23 protein-coding genes and 1 pseudogene are annotated in these 22,867 nt (G+C 72.2%); 11 read left to right on the forward strand and 13 right to left on the reverse strand.

Annotated elements, in window-relative coordinates:
• The first annotated feature begins 188 nt into the window (after window positions 1-188).
• Both BJY14_RS08720 and BJY14_RS08725 read left to right on the forward strand, forming a co-directional pair.
• Complete coding sequence (locus tag BJY14_RS08720; protein ID WP_089312691.1) at window positions 189-776, forward strand: SigE family RNA polymerase sigma factor; 588 nt, start codon at window positions 189-191, stop codon at window positions 774-776.
• Window positions 773-1,453 carry a hypothetical protein gene (locus BJY14_RS08725; RefSeq protein WP_179843140.1) on the forward strand — a complete coding sequence of 227 codons (681 nt, stop codon included), beginning with the start codon at window positions 773-775 and terminating at the stop codon, window positions 1,451-1,453. The genes BJY14_RS08720 and BJY14_RS08725 overlap by 4 nt, the downstream gene beginning before the upstream one ends.
• Before the next feature lie 15 nt (window positions 1,454-1,468).
• On the opposite strand, the gene BJY14_RS08730 is transcribed toward BJY14_RS08725, so the two are convergent.
• The 3 genes from BJY14_RS08730 to hrcA form a co-directional block, all read right to left on the reverse strand.
• Entirely contained in the window at window positions 1,469-2,200 is a 732-nt protein-coding gene (locus tag BJY14_RS08730; RefSeq protein ID WP_179843141.1) for a 16S rRNA (uracil(1498)-N(3))-methyltransferase, read from the reverse strand.
• A gap of 106 nt (window positions 2,201-2,306) precedes the next feature.
• Window positions 2,307-3,440 carry a molecular chaperone DnaJ gene (gene dnaJ / locus BJY14_RS08735; protein WP_179843142.1) on the reverse strand — a complete coding sequence of 378 codons (1,134 nt, stop codon included), beginning with the start codon at window positions 3,438-3,440 and terminating at the stop codon, window positions 2,307-2,309.
• Complete coding sequence (gene hrcA, locus BJY14_RS08740; protein WP_179843143.1) at window positions 3,441-4,451, reverse strand: heat-inducible transcriptional repressor HrcA; 1,011 nt, start codon at window positions 4,449-4,451, stop codon at window positions 3,441-3,443.
• Window positions 4,452-4,654: 203 nt separating this feature from the next.
• Here hrcA and BJY14_RS08745 point away from each other — a divergent pair, with 203 nt between their 5' ends.
• On the forward strand, window positions 4,655-5,467 hold the full coding sequence (locus tag BJY14_RS08745) for a DUF3097 domain-containing protein (protein WP_312879076.1): 813 nt from the start codon (window positions 4,655-4,657) through the stop codon (window positions 5,465-5,467).
• Between the two features lie 36 nt (window positions 5,468-5,503).
• Here the strand turns inward: BJY14_RS08745 and hemW are convergent, their stop codons facing one another.
• Window positions 5,504-6,712, reverse strand: coding sequence for a radical SAM family heme chaperone HemW (gene hemW, locus BJY14_RS08750; RefSeq protein ID WP_179843145.1), 1,209 nt, complete (start codon window positions 6,710-6,712; stop codon window positions 5,504-5,506).
• Window positions 6,713-6,751: 39 nt separating this feature from the next.
• Entirely contained in the window at window positions 6,752-7,192 is a 441-nt protein-coding gene (locus BJY14_RS08755; protein ID WP_179843146.1) for an antitoxin YezG family protein, read from the reverse strand.
• 170 nt (window positions 7,193-7,362) lie between these two features.
• Here BJY14_RS08755 and BJY14_RS08760 point away from each other — a divergent pair, with 170 nt between their 5' ends.
• Entirely contained in the window at window positions 7,363-8,247 is an 885-nt protein-coding gene (locus tag BJY14_RS08760) for a hypothetical protein (RefSeq protein WP_179843147.1), read from the forward strand.
• Window positions 8,248-8,901: 654 nt separating this feature from the next.
• Here BJY14_RS08760 and BJY14_RS08765 read toward each other — a convergent pair.
• Window positions 8,902-9,066 carry a hypothetical protein gene (locus BJY14_RS08765; RefSeq protein WP_179843148.1) on the reverse strand — a complete coding sequence of 55 codons (165 nt, stop codon included), beginning with the start codon at window positions 9,064-9,066 and terminating at the stop codon, window positions 8,902-8,904.
• A 242-nt stretch (window positions 9,067-9,308) separates the two neighbouring features.
• Between BJY14_RS08765 and BJY14_RS08770 the strand changes: the two genes are divergently transcribed.
• Window positions 9,309-9,809: a hypothetical protein gene (locus BJY14_RS08770; RefSeq protein ID WP_179843149.1), complete on the forward strand. Its 501-nt coding sequence runs from the start codon at window positions 9,309-9,311 to the stop codon at window positions 9,807-9,809.
• A gap of 147 nt (window positions 9,810-9,956) precedes the next feature.
• Window positions 9,957-10,487: a DUF4870 domain-containing protein gene (locus tag BJY14_RS08775; RefSeq protein WP_179843150.1), complete on the forward strand. Its 531-nt coding sequence runs from the start codon at window positions 9,957-9,959 to the stop codon at window positions 10,485-10,487.
• Window positions 10,488-10,490: 3 nt separating this feature from the next.
• Here the strand turns inward: BJY14_RS08775 and lepA are convergent, their stop codons facing one another.
• Window positions 10,491-12,332, reverse strand: a complete 1,842-nt coding sequence (gene lepA, locus BJY14_RS08780) for a translation elongation factor 4 (RefSeq protein WP_179843151.1) — start codon at window positions 12,330-12,332, stop codon at window positions 10,491-10,493.
• A gap of 240 nt (window positions 12,333-12,572) precedes the next feature.
• On the opposite strand from lepA, the gene rpsT reads away from it, so the two are divergent.
• Both rpsT and BJY14_RS08790 read left to right on the forward strand, forming a co-directional pair.
• On the forward strand, window positions 12,573-12,842 hold the full coding sequence (gene rpsT, locus BJY14_RS08785; RefSeq protein WP_179843152.1) for a 30S ribosomal protein S20: 270 nt from the start codon (window positions 12,573-12,575) through the stop codon (window positions 12,840-12,842).
• 40 nt (window positions 12,843-12,882) lie between these two features.
• Window positions 12,883-13,425 (forward strand): RNA 2'-phosphotransferase, encoded by a 543-nt coding sequence (locus BJY14_RS08790; protein WP_446678445.1) that lies wholly within the window; start codon window positions 12,883-12,885, stop codon window positions 13,423-13,425.
• Between the two features lie 31 nt (window positions 13,426-13,456).
• On the opposite strand, the pseudogene BJY14_RS08795 reads toward BJY14_RS08790, so the two are convergent.
• Together BJY14_RS08795 and BJY14_RS08800 are read right to left on the reverse strand one after the other, a co-directional pair.
• Window positions 13,457-14,643, reverse strand: a pseudogene (locus BJY14_RS08795) (RNA-guided endonuclease InsQ/TnpB family protein); the annotation flags it as partial.
• Between the two features lie 90 nt (window positions 14,644-14,733).
• Window positions 14,734-15,237, reverse strand: coding sequence for a hypothetical protein (locus BJY14_RS08800; protein ID WP_179843153.1), 504 nt, complete (start codon window positions 15,235-15,237; stop codon window positions 14,734-14,736).
• Between the two features lie 69 nt (window positions 15,238-15,306).
• Here BJY14_RS08800 and BJY14_RS08805 point away from each other — a divergent pair, with 69 nt between their 5' ends.
• Both BJY14_RS08805 and BJY14_RS08810 read left to right on the forward strand, forming a co-directional pair.
• Complete coding sequence (locus BJY14_RS08805; RefSeq protein ID WP_179843154.1) at window positions 15,307-16,227, forward strand: LysR family transcriptional regulator; 921 nt, start codon at window positions 15,307-15,309, stop codon at window positions 16,225-16,227.
• Entirely contained in the window at window positions 16,167-16,589 is a 423-nt protein-coding gene (locus BJY14_RS08810) for an SRPBCC family protein (protein ID WP_179843155.1), read from the forward strand. Before BJY14_RS08805 ends, BJY14_RS08810 begins: the two co-directional genes overlap by 61 nt.
• A 291-nt stretch (window positions 16,590-16,880) precedes the next feature.
• Here the strand turns inward: BJY14_RS08810 and BJY14_RS08815 are convergent, their stop codons facing one another.
• Window positions 16,881-17,426 carry a TetR/AcrR family transcriptional regulator gene (locus BJY14_RS08815; protein WP_179843156.1) on the reverse strand — a complete coding sequence of 182 codons (546 nt, stop codon included), beginning with the start codon at window positions 17,424-17,426 and terminating at the stop codon, window positions 16,881-16,883.
• Between the two features lie 81 nt (window positions 17,427-17,507).
• Between BJY14_RS08815 and BJY14_RS08820 the strand changes: the two genes are divergently transcribed.
• A complete protein-coding gene (locus BJY14_RS08820; RefSeq protein WP_218905222.1) occupies window positions 17,508-17,912 on the forward strand; it encodes a nuclear transport factor 2 family protein in 405 nt (134 codons plus the stop codon).
• A 502-nt stretch (window positions 17,913-18,414) separates the two neighbouring features.
• Here the strand turns inward: BJY14_RS08820 and holA are convergent.
• The 3 genes from holA to BJY14_RS08835 form a co-directional block, all read right to left on the reverse strand.
• Window positions 18,415-19,368: a DNA polymerase III subunit delta gene (gene holA / locus BJY14_RS08825; protein WP_179843158.1), complete on the reverse strand. Its 954-nt coding sequence runs from the start codon at window positions 19,366-19,368 to the stop codon at window positions 18,415-18,417.
• 122 nt (window positions 19,369-19,490) lie between these two features.
• Window positions 19,491-21,419: a ComEC/Rec2 family competence protein gene (locus BJY14_RS08830; protein WP_246395850.1), complete on the reverse strand. Its 1,929-nt coding sequence runs from the start codon at window positions 21,417-21,419 to the stop codon at window positions 19,491-19,493.
• Between the two features lie 713 nt (window positions 21,420-22,132).
• Window positions 22,133-22,846: a ComEA family DNA-binding protein gene (locus BJY14_RS08835; RefSeq protein WP_179843160.1), complete on the reverse strand. Its 714-nt coding sequence runs from the start codon at window positions 22,844-22,846 to the stop codon at window positions 22,133-22,135.
• Window positions 22,847-22,867: the final 21 nt, after the last annotated feature.

Consider the following 22,867-nt stretch of genomic DNA (forward strand, 5'->3'; position numbering starts at 1 on the left):
CGGTCGGCATTTCGCCCGACCACTGGCTAAGGTTGTCAGCTCAGGCGGAACCCCCCGGTTCGCAAGGCGTTGCGGCACATCTCGCCCCCGGCGGGAACGCCCGGATCACGCCGGTCGAGCGCGACCGTCCGAATGGACGGCGGGGGGTCGGCAAAGGCGGCGGATAGGTGACCGAGGCAAACCAGGACATGCCCTTTCGTAAACCGAACGACGAGGGTGCGCGTCCAACTGACGTGACCGAGACCCTCGTGGCCAGGGGCACGGCGGGCGCGGTGGCCGCCGCCTGGGACGCCGATCAGGCGGTGACCGCCCTCTACAGCGCCAACTACCGTTCGCTGGTGCGCCTGGCGGCGATGCTCGTCCGGGACGCGGGGACGGCCGAGGAGGTCGTGCAGGACGCGTTCGTCGCGATGCACGGCGGCTGGCGCCGGCTGCGCGACCCGGACAAGGCCCTGTCGTACCTGCGCCAGTCGGTGGTCAACCGGTCGCGATCGGTGCTCCGGCACCGCGCCGTCGTCGAGAAGTACGCCCCCAAGGGCCTGCCCGACGCGCCGAGCGCGGAAGCCGGGGCCATCGGGGAGCTGGAGCGCTCGGCGGTGATCGACGCGCTGTCCCGGCTCCCCGCCCGCCAGCGGGAGGCGCTCGTCCTGCGCTACTACGCCGATCTGTCCGAAGCGGAGATCGCCAGCGCGATGGGCATCTCCCGCGGCGCCGTGAAGAGTCATACGGCGCGCGGCATGACCGCGCTACGCAACGTCCTGGAGCAGTTCTCATGACCACCGACCCCCACGACGAGCACGGCGAGATCCTCCGCCGCGCCCTGCACGCGGAGGCGGACTCGGTCAACCCCGCGGGCGACGGACTGGAGCGCATCCGGTCCCGCATCGCCGACGGGCGGCGCCGCCGGTTCGGCCTCGGCCGCTTCGGTCCGGCGCGCTTCGGGTTCGACCGGTTCACCGTGAACTGGGCGCGCCCCCTCCTCGCCGTGGCCGCGGCCGTGCTGATCGCCGGGCTGGGCGTGACGGCGCCGCAGACGATCGACATGATCCAGCAGTCGGTCGGCAGCAACAGCCAGTCGGGCGACGGGGGCGACGACACCGCGGGCGACCGCACCGGCCCCGGGATCGACCCCGAGTTCCCGGCCCCGTCGTCGCCGGGCGGCAGCGCGTCCGGTACGCCGAGTACTCCGCAGACGCCGAGCACCAGTTCCTCGCCGGGGCTGTCGTCGTGCCGCCTCCCCTCCCCGGGGGCCTCGGCCGGCTCGACCGCCACGCCGACGCCGGCGACCACGCCGTGCCCGAGCGAGACCCCGACGCAGGCTCCGCCCACGACGCCGGCCCCGCCCACCTCCACGACGCCCGTGCCGCCGAGCAAGCCCACCGAGCAGCCGACGCCGTCCGAGACGAGCGAGCCCGCGGTGACGACCGAGCAGGGCCCCGCCACCACGCCGTGACGAAGCCCGCCGGCGCTACCAGCGTCCGGTGGCGGCCAGCAGCACGCTGGCCGCCGCGACGCCCGCCGTCGAGGTGCGCAGGACGGTCGGGCCGAGCCGCGCGGGGCGCCCGCCCGCGGCGCCGAAGCGTTCCAGCTCGTCCTCGCTGATCCCGCCCTCGGGGCCGACCACGAGGACGATGTCGCCCCGCGCGGGCGGCTCCACGGCGCTCAGCGGCGCCTCGGCCTCCTCGTGCAGGACCAGGGCCAGGGACGCGCCGGCGATCCGCTCGGCGACGTCCTCGGTGGACTCCAGCTCCGCCACCTGGGGCAGCCGGCTGCGCCGCGCCTGCTTGCCGGCCTCGCGGGCGGTCGCGCGCCAGCGCCCGAGGGCCTTGTCGCGGCGCTCCGGACGCCAGCGGGTGACGCAGCGGGACGCCGACCACGGGACGATCTCGTCCACGCCGACCTCGGTCATGGTCTCGACCGCGAGCTCGCCCCGGTCGCCCTTGGGGAGGGCCTGGACGACCACGAGGCGGGGCGCGGGCGGCGGCTCCCGGTGCCGGGCCCGCACGTCCAGCGTGAGGGACGCCCGGTCGGCCGCGGCGACGACGCACTCGGCCAGCAGGCCCTCGCCGTCGGTCAGGTCGACCCGCTCCCCCGGCCGCAGCCGCCGCACGGCCGCCGCGTGCCGTCCCTCGGGCCCGTCCAGCAGGACGCGGTCGCGCTCCAGCGCGTCCGTCCCGGCGAGAAAGACCGGCGGGCTCACCCGAGCCGTCCGAGGGACGCGGAGTCCCGGCCGACGTCGCCCATCCCTGCCACCGTGCTCCTCAATCGCCGCGGCGGCCCTCCCGGTAGGCCGCCGCCACCTCGCTTCAGTGCTGGTTGAAGACGTCCTTGAGGCGGGAGAACACGCCGCGCTGCCCGGGGGCGAACCTGCCGGGCGGGCGCTCCTCGCCGCGCAGCACCGCGAGCCGCCGCAGCAGCTCCTCCTGCTCCTCGTCGAGCTTGTGCGGCGTCTCCACGTTGACGTGGATCATCAGGTCGCCGCGGCCGCTCTCGTTGAGGTGCCGGACGCCCCGGTTGTAGAGCGTGATGACCTGCCCCGACTGCGTGCCGGGCTTGATGTCGACGCTCTCGGCGGCGTCCAGCGTCTCGATGGTGACGCTGGTACCGAGCGCCGCCGCCGTCATCGGGATCTCGACCGTGCAGTGCAGGTCGTCGCCCTCCCGCTCGAAGATCGCGTGGGGCTTCTCCACGATCTCCAGGAACAGGTCGCCGGGCGGGCCGCCGCCCGGGCCCACCTCGCCCTCGCCGGCGAGCTGGATGTGGATGCCGTTCTCCACGCCGGCCGGGATCTTGACCTTGACGGTGCGCCGGGTGCGGACCCGGCCGTCGCCGGAGCACTCGGTGCACGGGTTGCGGATCACCGATCCGAAGCCGCCGCACGCCGGGCACGGCCGCGCCGTCATGACCTGGCCGAGGAACGAGCGCTGGACCTGCTGCACCTCGCCGCGGCCGTGGCACGTCTCACACGTGTCCGGGTGGGTGCCGGGCGCGCAGCCCGACCCCTCGCAGGTCGTGCAGGCCACCGCCGTGTCGATGGACAGCTCCCGGGTGGTGCCGAACGCCGTCTCCGCGAGGTCGAGCTCGACCCGCAGCGTCGCGTTGCGGCCGCGCCGGGCGCGCGACCGCGGGCCCCGCGAGGTCGCGGTGCCGAAGAAGGCGTCCATGATGTCGCTGAACGGGAACCCGGCGCCGCCGAACCCGCCGGCGCCCGCCCCGCCCGCGGACGCGAACGGGTCCGCGCCGAGGTCGTACATCTCGCGCTTCTTGGGGTCGGAGAGCACCTCGTAGGCCTGGGTGATCTCCTTGAACCGCTCCTGGGTCTCCGGATCCGGGTTGACGTCCGGGTGGAGTTCCCGCGCGAGCCGGCGGTAGGCCTTCTTGACCTCGTCGGCGCTGGCGTCCCGCCGGACGCCCAGGGTCGCGTAGTAGTCGTTCGCCACTTACGACCCCGCCAGGATCTGTCCCACGTAGCGTGCCACTGCCCGTACCGCTCCCATCGTGCTGGGGTAATCCATGCGTGTCGGCCCGAGCACTCCCAGCCGGGCCAGAGTGAGGTCGCCCACCCCGTAGTCGGCGGCGACGACCGAGGTCGACTTGAGCCCCAGGTCGGGGTTCTCGGTGCCGATCCGCACCGTAACTGTAGAGGAGTCGCCGGTCTCGCCGAGCAGCCGCATGAGGACCACCTGCTCCTCCAGCGCCACCAGCACCTCCCGCAGGCTCTGCGAGAAGTCCACGGCGGCGAGGTTGGCCGCCCCGGCGAAAACGATCTTCTCCTCGTGCTTCTCGACGAGCGTCTCCAGCAGCACCGACAGCACCGCCGCCGCGACCGGGCGCTCGTCCGGGCCCACCTTGTCGGGCAGGTCCGCGACGGCCTCCGGGACCTCGCCGAAGCCGAGCCCGTCCAGGCACGTGTTGAGCAACGCCCGCAGGTGCCCGATCGATTCCTCGGAGATCTTCCCGGTCTCGATGACGCGCTGCTCCACCCGGCCGGTGTTGGTGATCAGGACGAGCAGCAGCCGCCCCTCCGCCACCGGGACCAGCTCCACGTGCCGCACCGCCGAGCGGGTCAGCGACGGGTACTGCACCACCGCGACCTGCCGGGTCAGCTGCGCGAGCAGCCGCACCGTCCGCCCGACGACGTCGTCGAGGTCGTACGCCCCGGACAGGAACGTCTCGATGGCGCGGCGCTCGGCGATCGACAGCGGCTTGATCGTGGAGAGCCGGTCGACGAACAGCCGGTAGCCCTTGTCGGTGGGGACGCGCCCGGCGCTGGTGTGGGGCTGGGCGATGTAGCCCTGCTCCTCCAGCACCGCCATGTCGTTGCGGATGGTCGCGGGCGAGACCCCGAGGTTGTGCCGGTCGGCCAGCGCCTTGGAGCCCACCGGCTCGTTGGTGGAGACGTAGTCCTCGACGATGGCGCGCAGGACCGCTAGTTTCCGGTCGTCCAGCACGATGTCACCTCCTTCGTCCGGCCGGCCGTGCTACTGGCACTCCATGCTTTCGAGTGCCAAGTCTACGGCCCGGAAGGCCCGGCTGGAGCGCCCCCTCGTTCTCCGCATGGCTGCGTGATCCTACCCGGCCGGGAGACCGGCGCCACGCCGAGGAACGCGGGGCGCCGCCGCGCGGGCGTCCCGCCCGGTTAATGTGCGGACCTGTGCGGAGTAAGAACTACGGAAACGACGTGCTGGGCGGCGACTGGCGCAGGCCCCGCAAGGGGCAGATCCCCGAGGTCCCCGCCGAGCCGGGCCTGGTCGCCGAAGACCCCGACAGCGGTTTCTGCGGCGCCGTGGTGGGCTGCGACAAGTTCGGCGTCACGCTGGAGGACCGGTTCGGCAAGCGCCGGGTGTTCCCGCTGACCAGGTCCGGGTTCCTCATCGACGGCAAGCCGGTCACCCTCGTCCGGCCGGCCGCCGCGCCCGCCGGCCCCGCGCGGTCCGCCTCGGGCTCGATCGCCGTCCAGGGGCTGAGGGCGCAGGTCGCCAAGGAGAGCCGCATCTACGTGGAGGGCCTCCACGACGCCGAGCTGGTCGAGAAGATCTGGGGCCACGACCTCCGCGTCGAGGGCGTCGTCGTCGAGTACCTCGAAGGCGTCGACGACCTGCCCGCGATCGTCGACGAGTTCGCCCCCGAGGAGGGACGGCGCCTCGGCGTCCTGGTCGACCACCTCGTGGAAGGGTCCAAGGAGTCCCGGATCGCCGCCCAGGTCACCTCGCCGTACGTCCTCGTCGCCGGTCACCCGTTCATCGACATCTGGGAGGCCGTCAAGCCCGCGGCCGTCGGCATCCGCGCCTGGCCCCGCGTCCCCCGGGGCATCCCCTGGAAGGAAGGCGTGATCGCCGAACTCGGCTGGGGCGACGACACGGGCGCCACCTGGAAACGCATCCTCGGGTCGGTGAACACCTTCACCGACCTGGAACCCGCCCTCCTGGGCCGCGTAGAGGAACTCATCGACTTCGTGACGGTGTAGGCCCAGGCGTCCTTCACGCGGGTCTTCGGCCGCGGGTCAGGTCAGGGCTCGGACTACCGCGTCGGCCAGGAGGCGGCCTTTCAGGGTGAGGATGGCCCGGCCCTGTTCGTAGGGCGCGGGCTCGATCAGTCCGTCGGCAATGGCTCCGCGCGCGGCCTCGTCGTCCAGGAGGTGGGTGGGGCAGCCCTGGGCGAGGCGCAGTTCGAGCATGACGCGTTCGATGTGCCGGTCCTCGTCCGTGAGGATCTCCCGGGCGTGGGCGGGGGTGGTGCCCTCGGCGAGACGGGCGGCGTAGGCGGCGGGGTGCTTGACGTTCCACCAGCGGGTGCCGCCCACGTGGCTGTGGGCGCCCGGGCCGACGCCCCACCAGTCGGCGCCCGTCCAGTAGAGCATGTTGTGCCGGCAGGCGGCGCGCGGGTCGGCGGCCCAGTTGGAGATCTCGTACCAGTGCAGTCCGTGGCCGCTGAGCAGCTCGTCGGCGATCAGGTACCGGTCGGCCATGGCGTCGTCGTCGGGGGCGGTCAGTTCGCCGCGCCTCACCTGCGCCGCCAGGCGGGTGCCCTCCTCGACGATCAGCGCGTAGGCGGACACGTGGTCGGGTTCCGCCGCCAGCGCCGCCTCCAGGGACCCTCTCCAGTCGTCGTCGGTCTCCCCCGGCGTTCCGTAGATGAGGTCGAGGTTGATGTGCTCGAAGCCCGCCTTGCGCGTCCACTCGACGACCTGCGGGACGCGTCCGGGCGTGTGCGAGCGCTCCAGGACGGCCAGGACGTGCTCGCGGGCGCTCTGCATGCCGTACGAGACGCGCGTGAACCCGGCCTCTCGGAGCTTGCCGACGTACGCCTCGTCCACCGACTCCGGATTGGCCTCGGTGGTGACCTCCGCGCCCGCGGCGAGCCCGAACTCGGCGTCGATCGCGGACAGGACGCGGCCCAGGTCGTCCGGTGAGAGGAGGGTCGGGGTGCCGCCGCCCACGAAGACGGTCTCCACGGGCAGGTCCACGTCGCCGAGCACTCGCCGGGCCATCCGGACCTCGCGGATCGCGGTGTCGGCGTAGGAGTCGCGGCTCGCCCCCGGCCCCAGCTCCGTCGCCGTGTAGGTGTTGAAGTCGCAGTACCCGCACCGGGTCACGCAGAAGGGCACATGCACGTAGAACGCGAACGGGCGCTTTCCGAGCCCGTGCAGGGCACCGCCGGGCAGCGCACCGTCGGCCGGTACTGGATCGCCGTCAGGAAGCGTTGAGGGCACCCTCCAAGTCTGCCCCGCTCCGCCGCCTGCTTCGACCGGTCAGGCGTCCCCGAGCTTGTCGCGGAGCCAGTCGGGGATGTGCTCGGCCGCGCGCGGGAAGCGGTCGAGGTCCTGGACGTAGGCGGACGGGGCCAGCGGCGGCGTGAAGTCGGGCTCGCCGTCGTAGTCGAACTCGGCGCTGAAATGGCCGGAGCGCTCGACCTGGAGGCGCGCGGTGAACCAGGCGCCCTTGTCGGACCGGTACATGACGCGGCGCAGCTCGTCCATCTTCCCGACGGCCTGGCCCGGGGGCAGGGCCGTGCGGCGCCCGCCGCCGGGCCCCTCGACCTCGAAGGACGCGCTGTCGATGCCGACCGTCGCGCGGAACTCGAAGTCGAGCCGCTGCCAGCCCGCGGGGGCGGCCGAACGCAGCGCGCGCACGGCGCCGTTCACCGTCTCCCGTTCCTTCTCGGAACGCAGAACCTGCTCGGGGTGGGTCACGCTGCCTCCGCGAGGTCGGCCGGGTTCGGTTGATCAAGGCACGGTACCCGTCCGACCGTACCGGCATCGGCGCCCATGCCAAGCAGCCGCCGCCGTGTCGCGGCCGACCGGCGCGACTTGCGCCGCCGACCGCCTGAGGAGCCGCAACGAATCCGGATAAGGTCGTCCGGATGCGAAATGAGGGTGCGACCGGCCGGGGACGAGCGCCCGCGCGGGTGCTGCTGCGCGGCGAGCCGGACGGCTGGCATTGGGTGCTGGTGGACGACGCGGGCGCCGAGCGCCGCTCGGACTTCGCCGGCGCGGGGACGCGCTGGTCCGCGGGCGGCCGGTCCGATCCGGAGCCGGCGTGGTGGCGCCGCAGGCTCGCCGAGACGGCCGACGGGCTGCGGGAGGCGGTCGCCGAGCGGCTGACCGACGCGACGTTCCGCGAGTTCGGCACCGAGGCCGCGATCACCTGGTTCGCGGTCGCGGAGCCCGTCGAGTGGGAGGGCATCGTCACCCTCCGGGAGGCCGACCCGGCGCGGTTCCCCGGCCGGGTGCCGCCGTTCGTGGTCACGCTGGAGCCGGGGCGCGGGGCGCTGCTGCCGGACGCGAGCCTGCTGTTCTCCACCCGCGCCGCGGACGCCTGGACGACCCTCGCCGCGGTCGCCGAGCGCTGCGGCACCCTCCCTCCGAAGTCGTCGTTCCTGTGCGGGTGGGCCGGGCACCGCAGCGTCCGGGTGGGGCGCGGGACGCTGGCGCTGTCCACCGGCCGGAGCGACGACGGCGTCGAGCGGCTCGCGCAGATCTGCGGGACGCGGGCGGCCGGCTGGAGCGGCAACCCCGAGATGCGGTTCCGGCTCGACGGCGTCGACCTGCTCGACGAGCCCGCCGGCGACGTCGTCGCGCTGCTTCAGGAGCTCGGCCACGAGATCGTCACGCGCGGCCGCTCCGTCCGGCTGGCGGCCTCCGGGCTCACCCTCCACGCGCCCGACGGGCCCGGCGAGGCGGAGCGGTTCACCGGTGTGTCCCTCGGGGTGCCGGCCGCCCTGTCGCCGCTCTGGGCCGGTTCCTGACGCGCGCTGATCCCCGGCGCGCTGATCCCCGGCGCGCTGATCCCTGACGCGCTGATCCCTGACGCACGCTGATCCCTGACGCACACGGAGCCGACACCCACGGGGGACCGTGCCGTCACCCGAACGCAACCGCGGCCGCCTAGGTTCCCCGATCATGAGAAGCCGCGCGCGCCATGCCGTGCTCGCCGTGACCGGCGCCGCCCTCGCCGGCGCTCCCCTCGCCCTCACCGTCTCCCCCGCCCGCGCCGCCGGCCCGCCCGGCACGATCAACGTCCATCGCGGCGGCCCCGCCCGGTCGCTGCCCTTCACCGCCCGCCGGGACGGGGAGGCGATGATTTCCTTCACCGCGTCCGCCCCGGGCGTCTCCTGGGTCCGCGAGGGCGCCGAGTCGGCCGTCGTGTCGATCGCCGTCGACGGGCGCCACGTGACCGACCTCGTCGTCCCCTCGTCCGACCCTGTCCCCCGCAGCCTTGGGCTCGGGCGCGTCGGGAAGGGACGCCACAAGGTGACGCTGCGGTTCGCCAAGGGCAGCGCGCCCGCCGCCCGCCGCGTCACGCTCCGGCGCCCCGCGGTCCGCATGCCGGAGGCGGACGCGCTCGCCCTGCGCCACGCGCCCGTCGTCGTCGGGCGGACGGGCTGGCCGCTCGGCGACCCCTACCAGAACGCGACCACCGACACCCCGCTGGTCGCCTGGCACGAGACCCGTCCCGCCGCCGCCCCCGGCCACAAGATCATCGAGTACTCGGTGGTGTGGAGCAACGAGGACGGCGGCACCGACACCCCCGCGCTGATGGCCCGCTGGGGCCGGACGACCGACATCGAGTGGATCTACCGGGTCGAGGTCGACGCGTCCGGCAGGCGCGTGGACGGCACCGCCGTCTACCAGGCGCCGATGCACCTGACCCTGAGGTTCACGGGCCGCTACGAGGGCGACCACCCCGTCCTGCAGACCTGCACCCAGAACAACAACATGTGCGACGTGATCTCGCCGGACCCGCCGCTGCGGTTCCTGCTGGACGCCTCCGGGACCCGCCCGGACGGCCGGGCCCCGCGAGGTCGTCATGGACCGCGAGCCGTGGACCTACCGGATCGCGGCGCAGGAGATGCTCCGCGAAGGGAAGATCGAGAACCCGTCCGATCCGGCGACCCGCGAGGTCGGCGACCAGCGGACGTACCTGTTCGTGGAGTTCGCCAAGACGACGGGCACCGCCACCGGGTCCGGGTCGGTGCCCGGGGTCACGCTCGGGGTCCGGCTGAAGGCCGACCCGTCCCGGCTGTACCGCTCCGACCACGACGAGCCGACCTGGTCGATCGACCGCGACGGCGCCGTCGCCACCACCGTCGAACTGCCCGAGGGGACGAAGGTCTCCGACATCGCGAGCATCGAGGCCCTCCGCCGTCCCACCGGAAACGGGGACAACGGCGCCCCGGCGACGGTGACGTCCCTCAACCGCGGGTTCTTCCTGGACGACTCGTTCCTGCCGCAACCCTCGTCGGTCGAGTGGACGGGCTCGGTCACGCTCACGCAGGCGAACCCGTCCGCCGTCCTCTGGCGTCCCTGACACCTCACCGGGCACCGCGATGGGGCCCGTGGCGCGAAACGGCCACGGGCCCTTGTTCATAGGGAACCCGGGCGAACTCCGCGCGCGTCCAAGGAGTCATACACTTCGCCAATAACTTGCATAGCGACCCCGGAGAGGACGTCCGCCATGGCCTACGGGCAGCCCCCGTCGCCCGGCCAGGGACAGCAGCCCCAGTGGCAGCAGCAGCAGGCCCCCTGGCAGCAGCCCGGAAACGCCTGGCAGCAGCCGCAGCAACCGCAGGGCGGCATGGGCTGGCAGCAGCCGCCGCCGGGCGGGAACAACCCCCAGGGCGGGAACGACACCGCCCAGATCCCCGGCCACTTCGGGCCCGTCACCGACGACGAGAAGACGTGGTCGCTGATGGCGTACGTGGGGCAGTTCCTCGTCGGCGCGATCGCGCCGGCCGTCGTCTACCTCGGCAAGGCCCGCTCGCCGTTCGTGCGCCGGCACGCCGCGCAGGGCCTCAACATGGGCATCGCGGCGATCGCCGTGTGGTTCGTCTTCGGGCTGCTGTCGCTGGCCGTCGACGTCCTCATCTGGGTGCCGCTGCTCTTCACGGCCGTGCAGATGTTCTTCCTGGTGTACGCGGGCCGGGCCGCCAACCGCGGCGAGTTCCGGCGCGTCCCGTCCGCGGTGGCCTGGCCCCTGCTGAAGTAGCGGCTACTTCTTGCCCCTGTCGGCGTCGCCGCCCCCGGTCGAGAGGGCGGCGACGAAGGCCTCCTGCGGGACGTCCACCCGCCCGATGGTCTTCATCCGCTTCTTGCCCTCCTTCTGCTTCTCCAGCAGCTTGCGCTTGCGGGAGATGTCGCCGCCGTAGCACTTGGCGAGGACGTCCTTGCGGATGGCGCGGATGTTCTCGCGGGCGATGATGCGGGCCCCGACCGCCGCCTGGATCGGCACCTCGTACTGCTGCCGCGGGATCAGCTCCTTGAGCTTGGCCGTCATCATCAGGCCGTACTCGCGGGACTTGTCCTTGTGCACGATCTGGCTGAAGGCGTCCACCGACTCGCCCTGCAGCAGGATGTCGACCTTCACCAGGTCGGACTCCTGCTCGCCGCTGGGCTCGTAGTCGAGCGAGGCGTACCCGCGCGTCTTGGACTTCAGCTGGTCGAAGAAGTCGAAGATGATCTCGGCGAGCGGCAGCGTGTAGCGGATCTCGACGCGGTCCTCCGACAGGTAGTCCATGCCGAGCAGCACGCCGCGGCGGCCCTGGCACAGCTCCATGATCGCACCGATGTGCTCGGACGGGGACAGCAGCGTCGCCTTCACCACCGGCTCGTACACCATCCCGATCTTGCCTTCGGGGAACTCGCTGGGGTTGGTGACGACGTGCTCCGACCCGTCCTCCATCACGACCCGGTACACCACGTTCGGCGCGGTCGAGATCAGCGAGAGGCCGAACTCGCGCTCCAGCCGCTCCCGGACGATCTCCATGTGCAGCAGGCCGAGGAAGCCGCAGCGGAACCCGAACCCGAGCGCCGCCGACGTCTCCGGCTCGTAGACCAGCGCGGCGTCGTTCAGCCGCAGCTTGTCGAGCGCGTCGCGCAGCTCGGGGTACTGGTCGCCGTCCACCGGGTACAGGCCGGAGAACACCATCGGCTTCGGGTCGCGGTAGCCGCCGAGCGCCTCGGCGGCCTTGCGGGACACGCCGGTCACGGTGTCGCCGACGCGCGCCTGCCTGACGTCCTTCACCCCGGTGATCAGGTAGCCGACCTCGCCGACGCCGAGGCCCTGCACGGGCTTGGGCTCCGGGGAGATCACGCCGACCTCCAGGGTCTCGTGCGCGGCCCCGGTCGACATCATCAGGCTCTTCTCGCGCCGCGACAGGTGCCCGTCCATGATCCGGACGTAGGTGACGACGCCCCGGTAGGTGTCGTACACCGAGTCGAAGATCAACGCCCGCGCGGGGCCGTCGGGGTCACCGACCGGCGCCGGCACCTCCTGGACGATCTTGTCGAGCAGCTCGCGGACGCCCTCGCCCGTCTTGCCCGACACCCGCAGCACGTCCGAGGGGTCGCAGCCGATGATCCCGGCCAGCTCCTCGGCGTACTTCTCCGGCTGCGCCGCCGGGAGGTCGATCTTGTTCAGGACGGGGATCAGGTGCAGGTCGGCCTCGAGCGCCAGGTAGAGGTTGGCGAGCGTCTGCGCCTCGATGCCCTGCGCCGCGTCCACCAGCAGGACCGCGCCCTCGCACGCCGCGAGCGACCGCGAGACCTCGTAGGAGAAGTCGACGTGGCCGGGGGTGTCGATCAGGTTGAGGACGTGGTCGACGCCGCCGGACGTCCAGGGCAGCCGGACCGCCTGGCTCTTGATCGTGATGCCGCGCTCGCGCTCGATGTCCATCCGGTCGAGGTACTGGGCGCGCATCTGGCGCTCCTCGACCACTCCGGTCAGCTGCAGCATCCGGTCCGCGAGCGTCGACTTGCCATGGTCGATGTGCGCGATGATGCAGAAGTTGCGGATGATCGCGGGATCGGTCTTGTCAGGCTGGGGCGCTGGCACCGGGGTCCGTTCGCAATGCTCACAGGTGGACAGGGATCTGTGCCTCCCATAGTCCCATGTTCCGCGCGATGCTCCGTGCACGGTCCGGTTTGGGCCGGGCCCCGGTGGTTGGTAGGCTGTGCGACTGCGTGTGGCGTAGCGTCGTGCCCCGGGGGCACCGTCCCGCCCCCGTTCAGACATTCGTCAGCGCCTGCCGATACGCGCAGGCCCAGGATCGCGACCAAGCTGAGGCTCTACGACGTGGCTAACATCAAGTCCCAGATCAAGCGCAACAAGCAGAACGAGAAGGCCCGCCTGCGCAACAAGGCCGTCAAGTCCGAGCTGAAGACGGCGATCCGCAAGTTCCGCGAGGCCGCCGAGGCCGGCAACGTGGACGACGCCGTCGCCGCGCAGCGGTTCGCCGCGCGCAAGCTGGACAAGGCCGCCAGCAAGGGCGTCATCCACAAGAACCAGGCCGCCAACCGCAAGTCGGCGATCGCCAGGCAGGCCGCCGCCCTGCAGGCCAAGTAGGACCGCACGCCCGGGGCCGGCCGCGCGCCGGCCCCGACGCATGTCCATGGACGAGCGCCGCGCGGTCAAGATCTCCAAGTATCTGGCCAAGCACCTGCGGCACCGCCCCGAGCGGATCGGCCTCACGCTCGATCCCGGGGGATGGGCCGACGTCACCGACCTGCTCTCGGCCGCCGCGGCCCACGGGTTCGCGCTGACCCGCGCCGAACTCGAACACGTGGTGGCGGTCAACGACAAGAGGCGCTACGAGCTCGCCGGGAACCGGATCCGGGCCGTCCAGGGCCACTCGGTCCCCGTCTCGTTGGACCTGCCGGTCACGCCCCCGCCGGAACTGCTCTACCACGGCACCGTGCGCCGTTCCGTCGACCCCATCCTGCGGGAGGGCCTGCTGCCCATGGGGCGGCACGCCGTCCACCTGTCCCCCGACCGTGAGACGGCTCAGCGCGTCGGCGCACGGCGCGGCGCCCCCGTCGTCCTGACCGTCCAGGCCGGGCGGATGGCGGCCGACGGTCACGCGTTCCGCGTCAGCGCGAACGGCGTGTGGCTGGTCGACGCGGTTCCTCCGGAATATCTGAGCGATTGACTTCCTCCTCCTGAAGTCGGAGGGTGCCAGCGGTCGCCCACTGGGTTTCCTGCTTCACCGACGACCGCCCCGTCCGGGAGGTCTCCCGTTGAGGTCTTACACCGTCTCCACAGGCGGTCACCGCCAGCCCGGCGGCCAGGATGTTGCGCGCGGCGTTCACGTCGCGGTCATGCACCGCGCCACACGCGCACGTCCACTCGCGGACGTCCAGCGGCAGCTTGGTACGTACGGTTCCGCAGTTCCCGCACCGTTTGGAGGAGGGGAACCAGCGGTCGATCACGACCAGGTCGCGTCCGTACCAGGCGCACTTGTACTCCAGCATGCGGCGCAATTCCCGCCATGCCACGTCGGAGACGGCGCGTGCGAGCGTGCGGTTCTTGAGCAGGTTGCCGACAGCGAGGTCTTCGATCACGACCGTTTGGTTCTCACGAACGAGACGAGTCGACAGCTTGTGCAGGAAGTCGCGGCGCCGATCGGTAATCTGCGCGTGAACGCGGGCGACCTTCCGGCGGGCCTTGTCCCGGTTGACCGAACCCGGGGCCTTGCGCGACAGCTCCCGCTGCGCCTTGGCCAGGCGGGTGCGGTCACGGCGCTCGTGCCGGGGATCGGCGATCTTCTCCCCGGTGGACAGGGCCACCACGGCGGCGATCCCGGCGTCCACCCCGACCGCCGCTTCCGCGGCGGGAAGGCGGAGATGGTGTCCTGGCACAGGGTCGAGACGAACCAGCGCGCGGCGCCGTCGCGCGAGACGGTCACCGTGCTCGGCTCAGCGCCCCTGGGAAGGGGACGCGACCAGCGGATGTCGAGTGGCTCGGCCATCTTGGCCAGCGTCAGGCGTCCGTCGCGCCAGATGAAGGCGCTGCGGGTGTACTCGGCCGAGCAACGCGACCGCTTGCGCGACTTGAACCGCGGATACTTGGCGCGCTTGGCGAAGAAGTTGGTGAACGCGGTCTGCAGATGCCGCAGCGCCTGCTGCAGCGGCACGCACGACACCTCAGCCAGGAAGGCCAGTTCCTCGGTCTTCTTCCACTGCGTCAGCAGCGCGGACGACTGAGCGTAAGAGATGCGGCGCTGATCGTCGTTCCAGGCACGGGTGCGCTCTTCCAGGGCCTTGTTGTATACCAGCCGGACGCAACCGAACGTGCGCGACAACTCGGCCGCCTGCTCGCCCGTGGGATAGAAGCGGTACTTGAACGCCCGCCTGACCTGCCGCGCCATGCCCCACGTTCTAGCAGCCTCGGTGCGAGCCGAACCGGCGGAAGCCGAAATGCCCTGGCTTCCCCGGCCTGCTCGCAGGAGTCCGTTGCCTCACCGGCCCTCCCGGGCAGCCTCACAACCGATGACCTCCGCGGCGCCCCAGTCGGGAACGTGCCGCACCCATTCCGGCCCTTCCTTCGGACCGAACAGATACCGGTGCGGGACGATCTCACGAATGGCGCGGTGCACGTCCAGCCGGTCGTCGATCATGTGGGTGATCCCGAGTTCCGCGCAGTGCCGCGCCTTGTCCTGCCGCTTCCGGCAGAACCGCACGTTGCCCCGCGGCAGACCCGTCCGCCCGTAGAAGTCGTGGTGGTCGAGCCAGGCCAGCGTCCTTTCCCGCACCCGGTCCCCGCACTTGGAGATGATCCACGCCCGTCCGTCGAAGGCCTCGATCAGCCCGGGCAGCACTTCGTAGACGCCGTCCGTCGCGGGGGACGCGAGGGCCTCCTCGAAACTCCCGTCGAGGAACGCGGTGTCGTCCTCACCGGGAGCCCTGAGCCCGCCATGAATGACCCGGCCGAAATCGACGCCGAGTCGCGGTTCGATGTTCATGCCCCCACCCTCAGCCCGAGCGCCCTAAAACAGAACTATCGATCACCCTCACAGCTATAGTCCGTGCCTATGGATCTGAGCCGCCTGTCCACGGACGCGCTCGCCTCGTTCGCGGTCTTCGCCGACCACCTCAACTTCACCCGCGCCGCCGAAGCACTCCACATCTCCCAGCCCGCCCTTCACGTCAAGGTGCAGAAACTCGCCGACACCCTGGGCCGTCCCCTCTACACCCGGCAGGGGCGCCGCCTGGCCCTCACCCCCGCCGGCGAGCAGGTCGCCCGCTTCGCCCGCGACCTCGACGCCCGCATGACGGCGTTCCTCGCGGACGTCCACGGCACGTCCCCGTCCCGCGTCCCGGCCCTGGCCGCAGGCGAGGGCGCCTACCTCTACCTCCTCGGCGGCGTCGTCCGCCCCGGCATCCGCCTGATCAACGGCGACCGCGCCCGCACCCTCGCCGCCGTCCGCACGGGCCGCGCCGACCTGGGCGTCGCCGTCCTCGACGTGCTGCCCGCCGACATCACCGCCGTCCCGCTGGCGTCCTATCCCCAGACCCTCGTCATGCCGGACGGCCACCCCCTCGCCGCGCGGCCGCACCTCACCCTCGCCGACCTCGCCGGCGCCTCCCTCGTCGTCCCGCCTCCCGAGGGCCCGCACCGCATCACCCTCGAACGCGCCCTGCGCGCCGCCGAGGTGCCCTGGTCGCTGGCCGTCGAGGCCTCCGGCTGGCCCCTGATGCTGCACTTCGCGTCCCTCGGCGTCGGCCTCGCCGTCGTCAACGGCTGCGTCCCCCCTCCTCCGGGCCTGGCGGCGCGCGAGATCATCGACCTGCCCGCCGTCCCCTACTACGCTCTCCACCTGCCGGGCAGGGCCGACGACCCCCTCGTCACCGACCTCCTGACCGCCGTCCGCGCATCGCTGAGGAGCACGCCGTGCACTTCGAGACCTCCGTCGACATCGACGCCCCGCCCGAAACCGTCTGGAACCTCCTGAAGGACGTCGAGCGCTGGCCCGACATGACCGCCTCGATGGACCGCGTCGAGATCCTGGACAGGCCCTTCGCCCTCGGCAGCCGGGCCCGCGTCCACCAGCCGAAACTCCCCGCGACCGTCTGGACCGTCACCGCCTTCGACGAGAACGGGACCTTCACCTGGGAGTCCCGCTCCACCGGCGTCACCACGACCGGGGCCCACGAGATCACCCCCACCCCCGACGGCGGATGCACCGTCCGCCTCACCCTCGACCAGAAGGGCCCCCTGGCCCCCCTCTTCGCCCTCCTGGCCGGCCGCCTCACCCGCCGCTACGTGACGATGGAGGCCGAGGGTCTGAAAGCCAAGGCCGAACCAGCCGGCTAGAACGACCGCCCGGCAGCCGAACGGCGCCTCGTCACAACGGCCGCCATTGCCCAGTCGCGTCGCCCGACACTTTCAACGAGGTGCTCCTGCTGGTGAGGCTGCGCCGCAGCGGGCGCCCCGCCGACCGCCGCCACCCGCTCGGCTACGCAAGGAGCACTTCGCACTTCGCGGCGCGGCCCCGAAGAGCGGGCCCCGTGGTCGCCCCTCCGTGTGCGCGGTCGCCCAACCACGACCGGGCGTGACGGTGTTTCCCTCACCACTCATGGAGGACGCGCCTCCGTGGGACCGTCGTCAAGGGGACGGGCGAAGGCCGACGAGCATGATGCCGAGCGTCCGCCGGCGCAGGTCGGCGTCCCAGCCACCGTGCAGCGCGCCCTGACATGCGCTGACCAGCAGCGCCATCACCTCGTCGAGCCGGATCCTCGCGGCCACCGCGCCCGACTCCTGCCCGCGCGCGAGCAGTTCTCCCACCGCGTCGCTCAGCGATCCGAGCGGCCCAGTGATCGGCACCTCCATCCCCTCGGCCGCGAGCAGGTTCACGACCGCCCGGTTCGCGGCGGTGCGTTCCACGAGCCGCGCGACGAACTCGAACAGCGCGCCGGCGGGGTCCCCGCTCGCGACGAGCTCCGCCGCGTCGTCCGTGACCTGCTGCAACAGCCGTTTCATCAACGCCCGCAACAGGTCGGCCTTCGTCGGAAAGTGCCGGAACACGGTCCCGATCGCCACCCCCGCCCGCCGCGCCACCTCCTCCGTCGACGCGTCCGGCCCGGCAACGGCGAACACCTCCTCCGCCGCCTCCAGGATCCGCTCCCGGTTACGCCGCGCGTCCGCACGCATCCGCCGACCTCCCCACTGGACAACATGAGTCCCGACTCATTATCGTCCCTTCATGAGTCATCACTCATCTTAGGAGGCCCGGTGCCCACCACACCACGTGAACTGTTCCAGCAGATGCAGCAGCGTTGGCTCGGCCACCCGACCGCTCACATCGGCGATCTCCTCGCCGACGACGCCGTCATCGAAACCCCGTTCGCACCCCCGGGCCAGCCGACCAGATTCGAGAGCAAGCGACAGTTCCTGGAGCTCACCGCCCCGCAGCGGACCGCGTTCCCCGTCCGGTTCGACGACTGCCGCACCATCGCCGTCCACGACACCCGCGACCCGAACACGATCGTGGTGGAGTACGAACTGACCGGCACGAACACCAACACGGCCAAGCAGTCCACGGCCACATTCATAGCCGTCCTCACAGCACGCCAAGGCAAGGTGGCCCTATGGCGCGAATACCAAAACACCCTGGCCATCATGCAGGCCCTCACCTAACCCAGCCAGACCCTCAACCCCCCGCCCCCACCAAAACAAGCCACGCAGATCGCACCAAAACCATTAACACTCACACGATCACGCCGGCCGTCAAAACCACCTCTAAAGCCCCCGGCCCCGGCGCCCGCACCAGAACGGGCCACCCCCCTCAGAGAACAACGAACCGTCGGCACCCATCCCGATCGCCCCAGCATCAAAGCCGCCCCGAAGCCATGGACTCGGTGCCATCCACCATGGCAAACCCGCCGAACTCCAGCATCCAGCGAAGTCAGCCCGCTCTCCCACCCAGGGCGCGCCGGAACGCCCATTCCGCGCTTGACCCCTTCAACGACCTAAGCGACAGCGGTCAACGCCCACGCGACCGACCAAAGCCGCGACTTCCCTAGCACCCGATCGGCCTTCCAAAGGCGCGTGCCGGACACACAGAACTTGGGACGCTCCGCGGAACCACCTGCGCTAAAGGGCGGCAACACAACTTCGCTCGCCAGACCAGATCAGCAGGTCAACCGCGGGCGGCGACAATCCGCGCGACAGTCTTCTCCAGAGCGTAGGCGGGGTCGGCGGCACCGCCCTTAACCTCCTCGTCGGCCTCAGCGACAGCGGTCAACGCCCGCGCAACTCCATCACCGGACCAGCCCCGCAACTGCCTCTGCACCCGATCGATCTTCCACGGCGGCATGCCCAGATCCTTGGCCAGGGCCGCTCCTCGCGCGCCGCGGGGTGCACCGCCGACCTTCGCCAGTCCGCGCACGCCCTGGGCGAGCGCGCTGACGATCAGGACGGGCGCCACGCCCGTCGCGAGGGCCCAACGGAGCTGCTCGAGGGCCTCGGCGAGCTGCCCCTCGATCGCCTTGTCCGCCACGGTGAAGCCGCTGACCTCCGCGCGTCCCCGGTAGTAGCGGGCGATGGCCGCATCGTCGATCTTGCCGCCGGTGTCGGCGACGAGCTGGCTGCAGGCCGCGGCCAGCTCGCGCAGGTCGTTGCCGACGGCCTCGATCAGCCCCCGCGCGCCGTCCGCCGAGATCTTCCCGCCCGCCTTGCGGATCTCGCTCCGGACGAAGTCGACCCGCTCGCCGGCCTTGGTGACCTTCGGGCACGCGATCTTGCGCGCCTTGAGCTTCGTCAGCCCGTCCACCAGTGCCTTCCCCTTGGCGCCGCCGGGATGGACGGCGACGAGCACGACGTCCTCCGCCGGAGCCTTGGCGTACTTCAGCACCTCGGCCGTCAGGTCCTTGCCCAGATCCTGCGCCGACCGCAGCACCAGCACCTTCCCGCTGCCGAACAGCGACGGCGACGTCAGCTCCGAGATGCGACCGGGCTCCAGCGCACCGGGCGCCAGATCGATGACCTCGATCTCCGGATCCCCCGCTCGCACGGACGCGACGACGTCCCCGATCGCCCGCTCCACGAGCAGCTCTTCGTCACCGACGACCAGAATGATGGACTCAACCGACACCCCTGCAGCATGCCACGCCCCACTCACCCCTGCGCCCAACCGCAAGGATCGCCCGCAGCAGCTGACGGGCGGGCGGTGGAGCGTTGATGTCCAGGATTACCTGGGCTCGCGTATTTGGCGGGTCAGTGGCGGGGGATGGTGGTGAGGCCGGATGGGGTGCGGGCTATGGCTATGTCGCCTTCCTTGTCGGTGCGGTGAGTTTGGATGTGGAGGCGGTGCAGGAGGGCGAGGGTGGTGGCGGACGGGTGGCCGTAGTCGTTGTGGGCGCCGACCGAGATCAGGGCGATGGACGCGTGGGCGGCGGCCAGGAAGGCGGGGTCCTGGCTGCGTGAGCCGTGGTGGGGGACCTTCAGCACCTGAACGCGGGGGACGCTCCCTTCGAGGACGCGTTGTGCCTCCAGTTCCACGTCGCCGGAGAGGAGGGCGCTGAAGCCCGGTTTGCGGGCGACGAGGACGACGCTCGCGTTGTTGATCGTGGTGCCGTCGTCCTCGGGCGACAGGGCGGGGGCGGTGGTCAGCGGGGCGAGGACGGAGAGGGTGAGGTCTCCGACGCGCCACTGCTGGCCGGTCGCGGCGGGATCGATCCGGAGGCCGGAGGTGTGGCGCGCCTCGCGGCCCGAGGTGCGGGGCGTGATCAGCACCTCGCGGACGGTGCGGCCGTGGCGCACGCCGGAGATGCCGTTGATGTGGTCGGCGTGCGGGTGGGTCAGGACGAGGAGCGGGACGTCGGTCACGCCGAGGCGGTGAAGGCAGCGGTCCACCGGAGTGGCGTCGGGGCCCGCGTCCACTACGACGGCTTGGCCGGGGCCCGCCGACAGGGCCAGGGCGTCGCCTTGCCCGACGTCGCAGGCGACCATCTGCCAACCGGGCGGCGGCCATGAAGGGGCGATGACGCGCAGGGCGACGACCCCGACGAGGACACCGATCATGGCTGCGGCCGCGAGGAGGCGGAGGCGGTGGCTGCGCAGGGCCAGGGCCGCTGCCCCTGCGCCGAGGAGGAGCGTGGTGCCCAGGGCACCGCTGGCCCAGGGGATCGTCGCGTAGGGCAGCGAAGCGGCGGTGCGCGCGACCCAGATGATCCAGCCGACGGCCAGGCCGGCGGGCCACACGATCACGCGCGCGAGCGGCAGGGAGAGCGGCGCGGTGACCGTGGCGAGGGCGCCCAGGATGGTGGCGGGGGCGACGGCCGGGGCCGCGAGCAGGTTCGCGAACACGGAGACGACGCCGACCTCTCCGGACAGCATCACCAGGACGGGTGCGACGGCGACCTGGGCGGCGGCCGCGACGGCGAGGGCCGCCGCGAGCGGGCCCGGCATCCGTCGGGCGAGCCGCTCGCGCCAGGGCGGGGCCAGGACGAGCAGACCGGCCGTCGCGAGGGCCGACAGCGCGAACCCGTAGGAGCGCGCCAGTTCCGGGTCGATGAGGACGAGGAGCAGCACCGCCGCGGCCAGGACGGGGAGGCCCTGGCGCTGCCGTCCGGTGAACAGCGCCAGGAGGCCGATCAGGCCCATGACGGTGGCCCGGAGGACGCTCGGTTCGGGGCGGGCGACGACCACGAACGCGCACACCGCGAGGACGGCTACGGGTGGGGCGCGGCGCCGTCCGAGCCCGGCGAGGCGGCACAGCCCGAGCACCGCCCCGATGACGATCGCCAGGTTCGCGCCGGAGACCACGAGGAGGTGGGTGAGCCCGGCGGTCCGGAACTCCTCCGCGAGTTCCGGGTCGAGGCGCGAGGTGTCGCCGACGACCATCCCCGGAAGTACGGCGCGCTTGTCGGGCGGAAGCCGCGCCACGGCCGCTCGCAGCTTCGCCCGCACGTGCTCCGCGGCGCGCTGGATCTTGGACGGCGGCCCGAGGAAGGTCGGCGGCCCGCGCACGATCACGACCGCGGCGAGCAGATCGGGGCCCCTGGGCGGCACGAAACGGCCGCGGAGCCGCACGCGCATGCTGGGAATCGAGCGGAGCCAGCGGGGATCCGCGGCGATCAGAAGCACCGGGACCCGGACCTTGCTCCGCTCGACGGCCTCCGCGCGGGCGCGAATGATGATCATCGGTCGGCCGTTCCCCGGCTTCGCCTGCGGGTCCCCGGTCACCACGGCCTCGGCGGTTGCGGACCGCTCTGCACGGGCCAGGTCGCGCACGGGTCCCGTGCCGACCGCGGTCGTCCGCAGCGCCACCCCGCAGGCCGACGCCGCAGCACATGCCAGCGCCGCCCCCGCAAGAAGCCGCCACGCACCACCCGATCGCCGCGCCAAGCCGCCCTCCAGCCGCCACGCGGCTGGAAGACGGCCGAGAAAGCGTCCGCTCCGGTCCATGATCGCCCGCCGTCCACCACCTCCATCCAGCCGACGCGTGGGCGCAGAAGGCTGGCTGAAGAAGCGTCCACGCCGACGAACGGTCGTCCGGCCCGCGGTGCCGCCATTTGGGTGGTGGTTGGGTGCAGAGTGCGGGTTGTAGGGGCTTCCAGGGCGGCTGGTGTTTGTGTGCTGGGTGGGGCTTGTTTGTGGGCTTTGTGTGGGGGTGGGAGGCTCGTCGGGAGGGCCTTCTTGATGGCTCGCGCTTGCGGTTCGGGGTGTGCTGTCGTTCGGGGGGTGCGTCGCGGGTGGGGGGCTTGCGGGGGTTAGTCGGTGGGTGGTCAGGAGGTAGAGGGACGCGGCGGCGGTGGTGGCTGCCAGGACGTAGATGAGGGGCTGGGGCAATCCCAGGGTCGCGGCGGCGGCTAGCCAGGTGGCGAGGGCCGGGGCCAGGAGGCGGAGGTCGTGGCTCATACGCGCACCATCGTCTTCAGGTCGGCGAAGCGGTGGGCGCCGATGCCGCTGACGTCCTGGAGTTGCTCGACGGAGCGGAAGCCGCCGTGCTGGGTGCGGTAGGCGACGATGCGCTGGGCGAGGACGGGCCCCACGCCGGGAAGGTCGTCCAGTTGGTCGGGGGTGGCGGCGTTGAGGTCGAGCGGGGCGCCGGGCGCCCCCGGGACGGTCGTGGTCGCGGCGCCGGGCGGCGGTGGCGGCGGTGACGGTGCGCGGACGCCGACCGGGATCTGTTCGCCGTCGACCAGGGGGCGGGCCAGGTTGAGGGTGCCGGTGTTCGCCCCCGGAAGGACGCCGCCCGCGGCCTTGATGGCCTCGGCGACGCGGGAGCCGGGCGGCAGGGTGACCACGCCCGGGTGCCTGACCTTGCCGAGAACGTGGACGAGCACCGGGGAGGACGCCGCGGCCGCCGGACTGGCCGACAGGGTGGGGCGCGGTTCGCTGAGGGAGGCGGTCGCCGCGGGGGCCGCCGGTTGGGGGCGCGGGCGGGCGAGCCAGAGATATCCGGCGGCGACCAGGGCGGCGAGCACGCCGACGAGGATGAGCATGCGGACGTGGGAGCGGTCGGGCGTCGCGCGTAACCGGGCCGCCGGCGGAGCGTCGTCCGGGGCGGCGGCCGGCTTCCACCGGCCCGTGAGGGTGTGCAGGCGGTCTTCGGTGTCGGGTCTCATGGAGCTTGACGTTAAGGAGGC

The sequence above is a fragment of the Actinomadura luteofluorescens genome, from assembly GCF_013409365.1.
GTDB lineage: Bacteria > Actinomycetota > Actinomycetes > Streptosporangiales > Streptosporangiaceae > Spirillospora > Spirillospora luteofluorescens.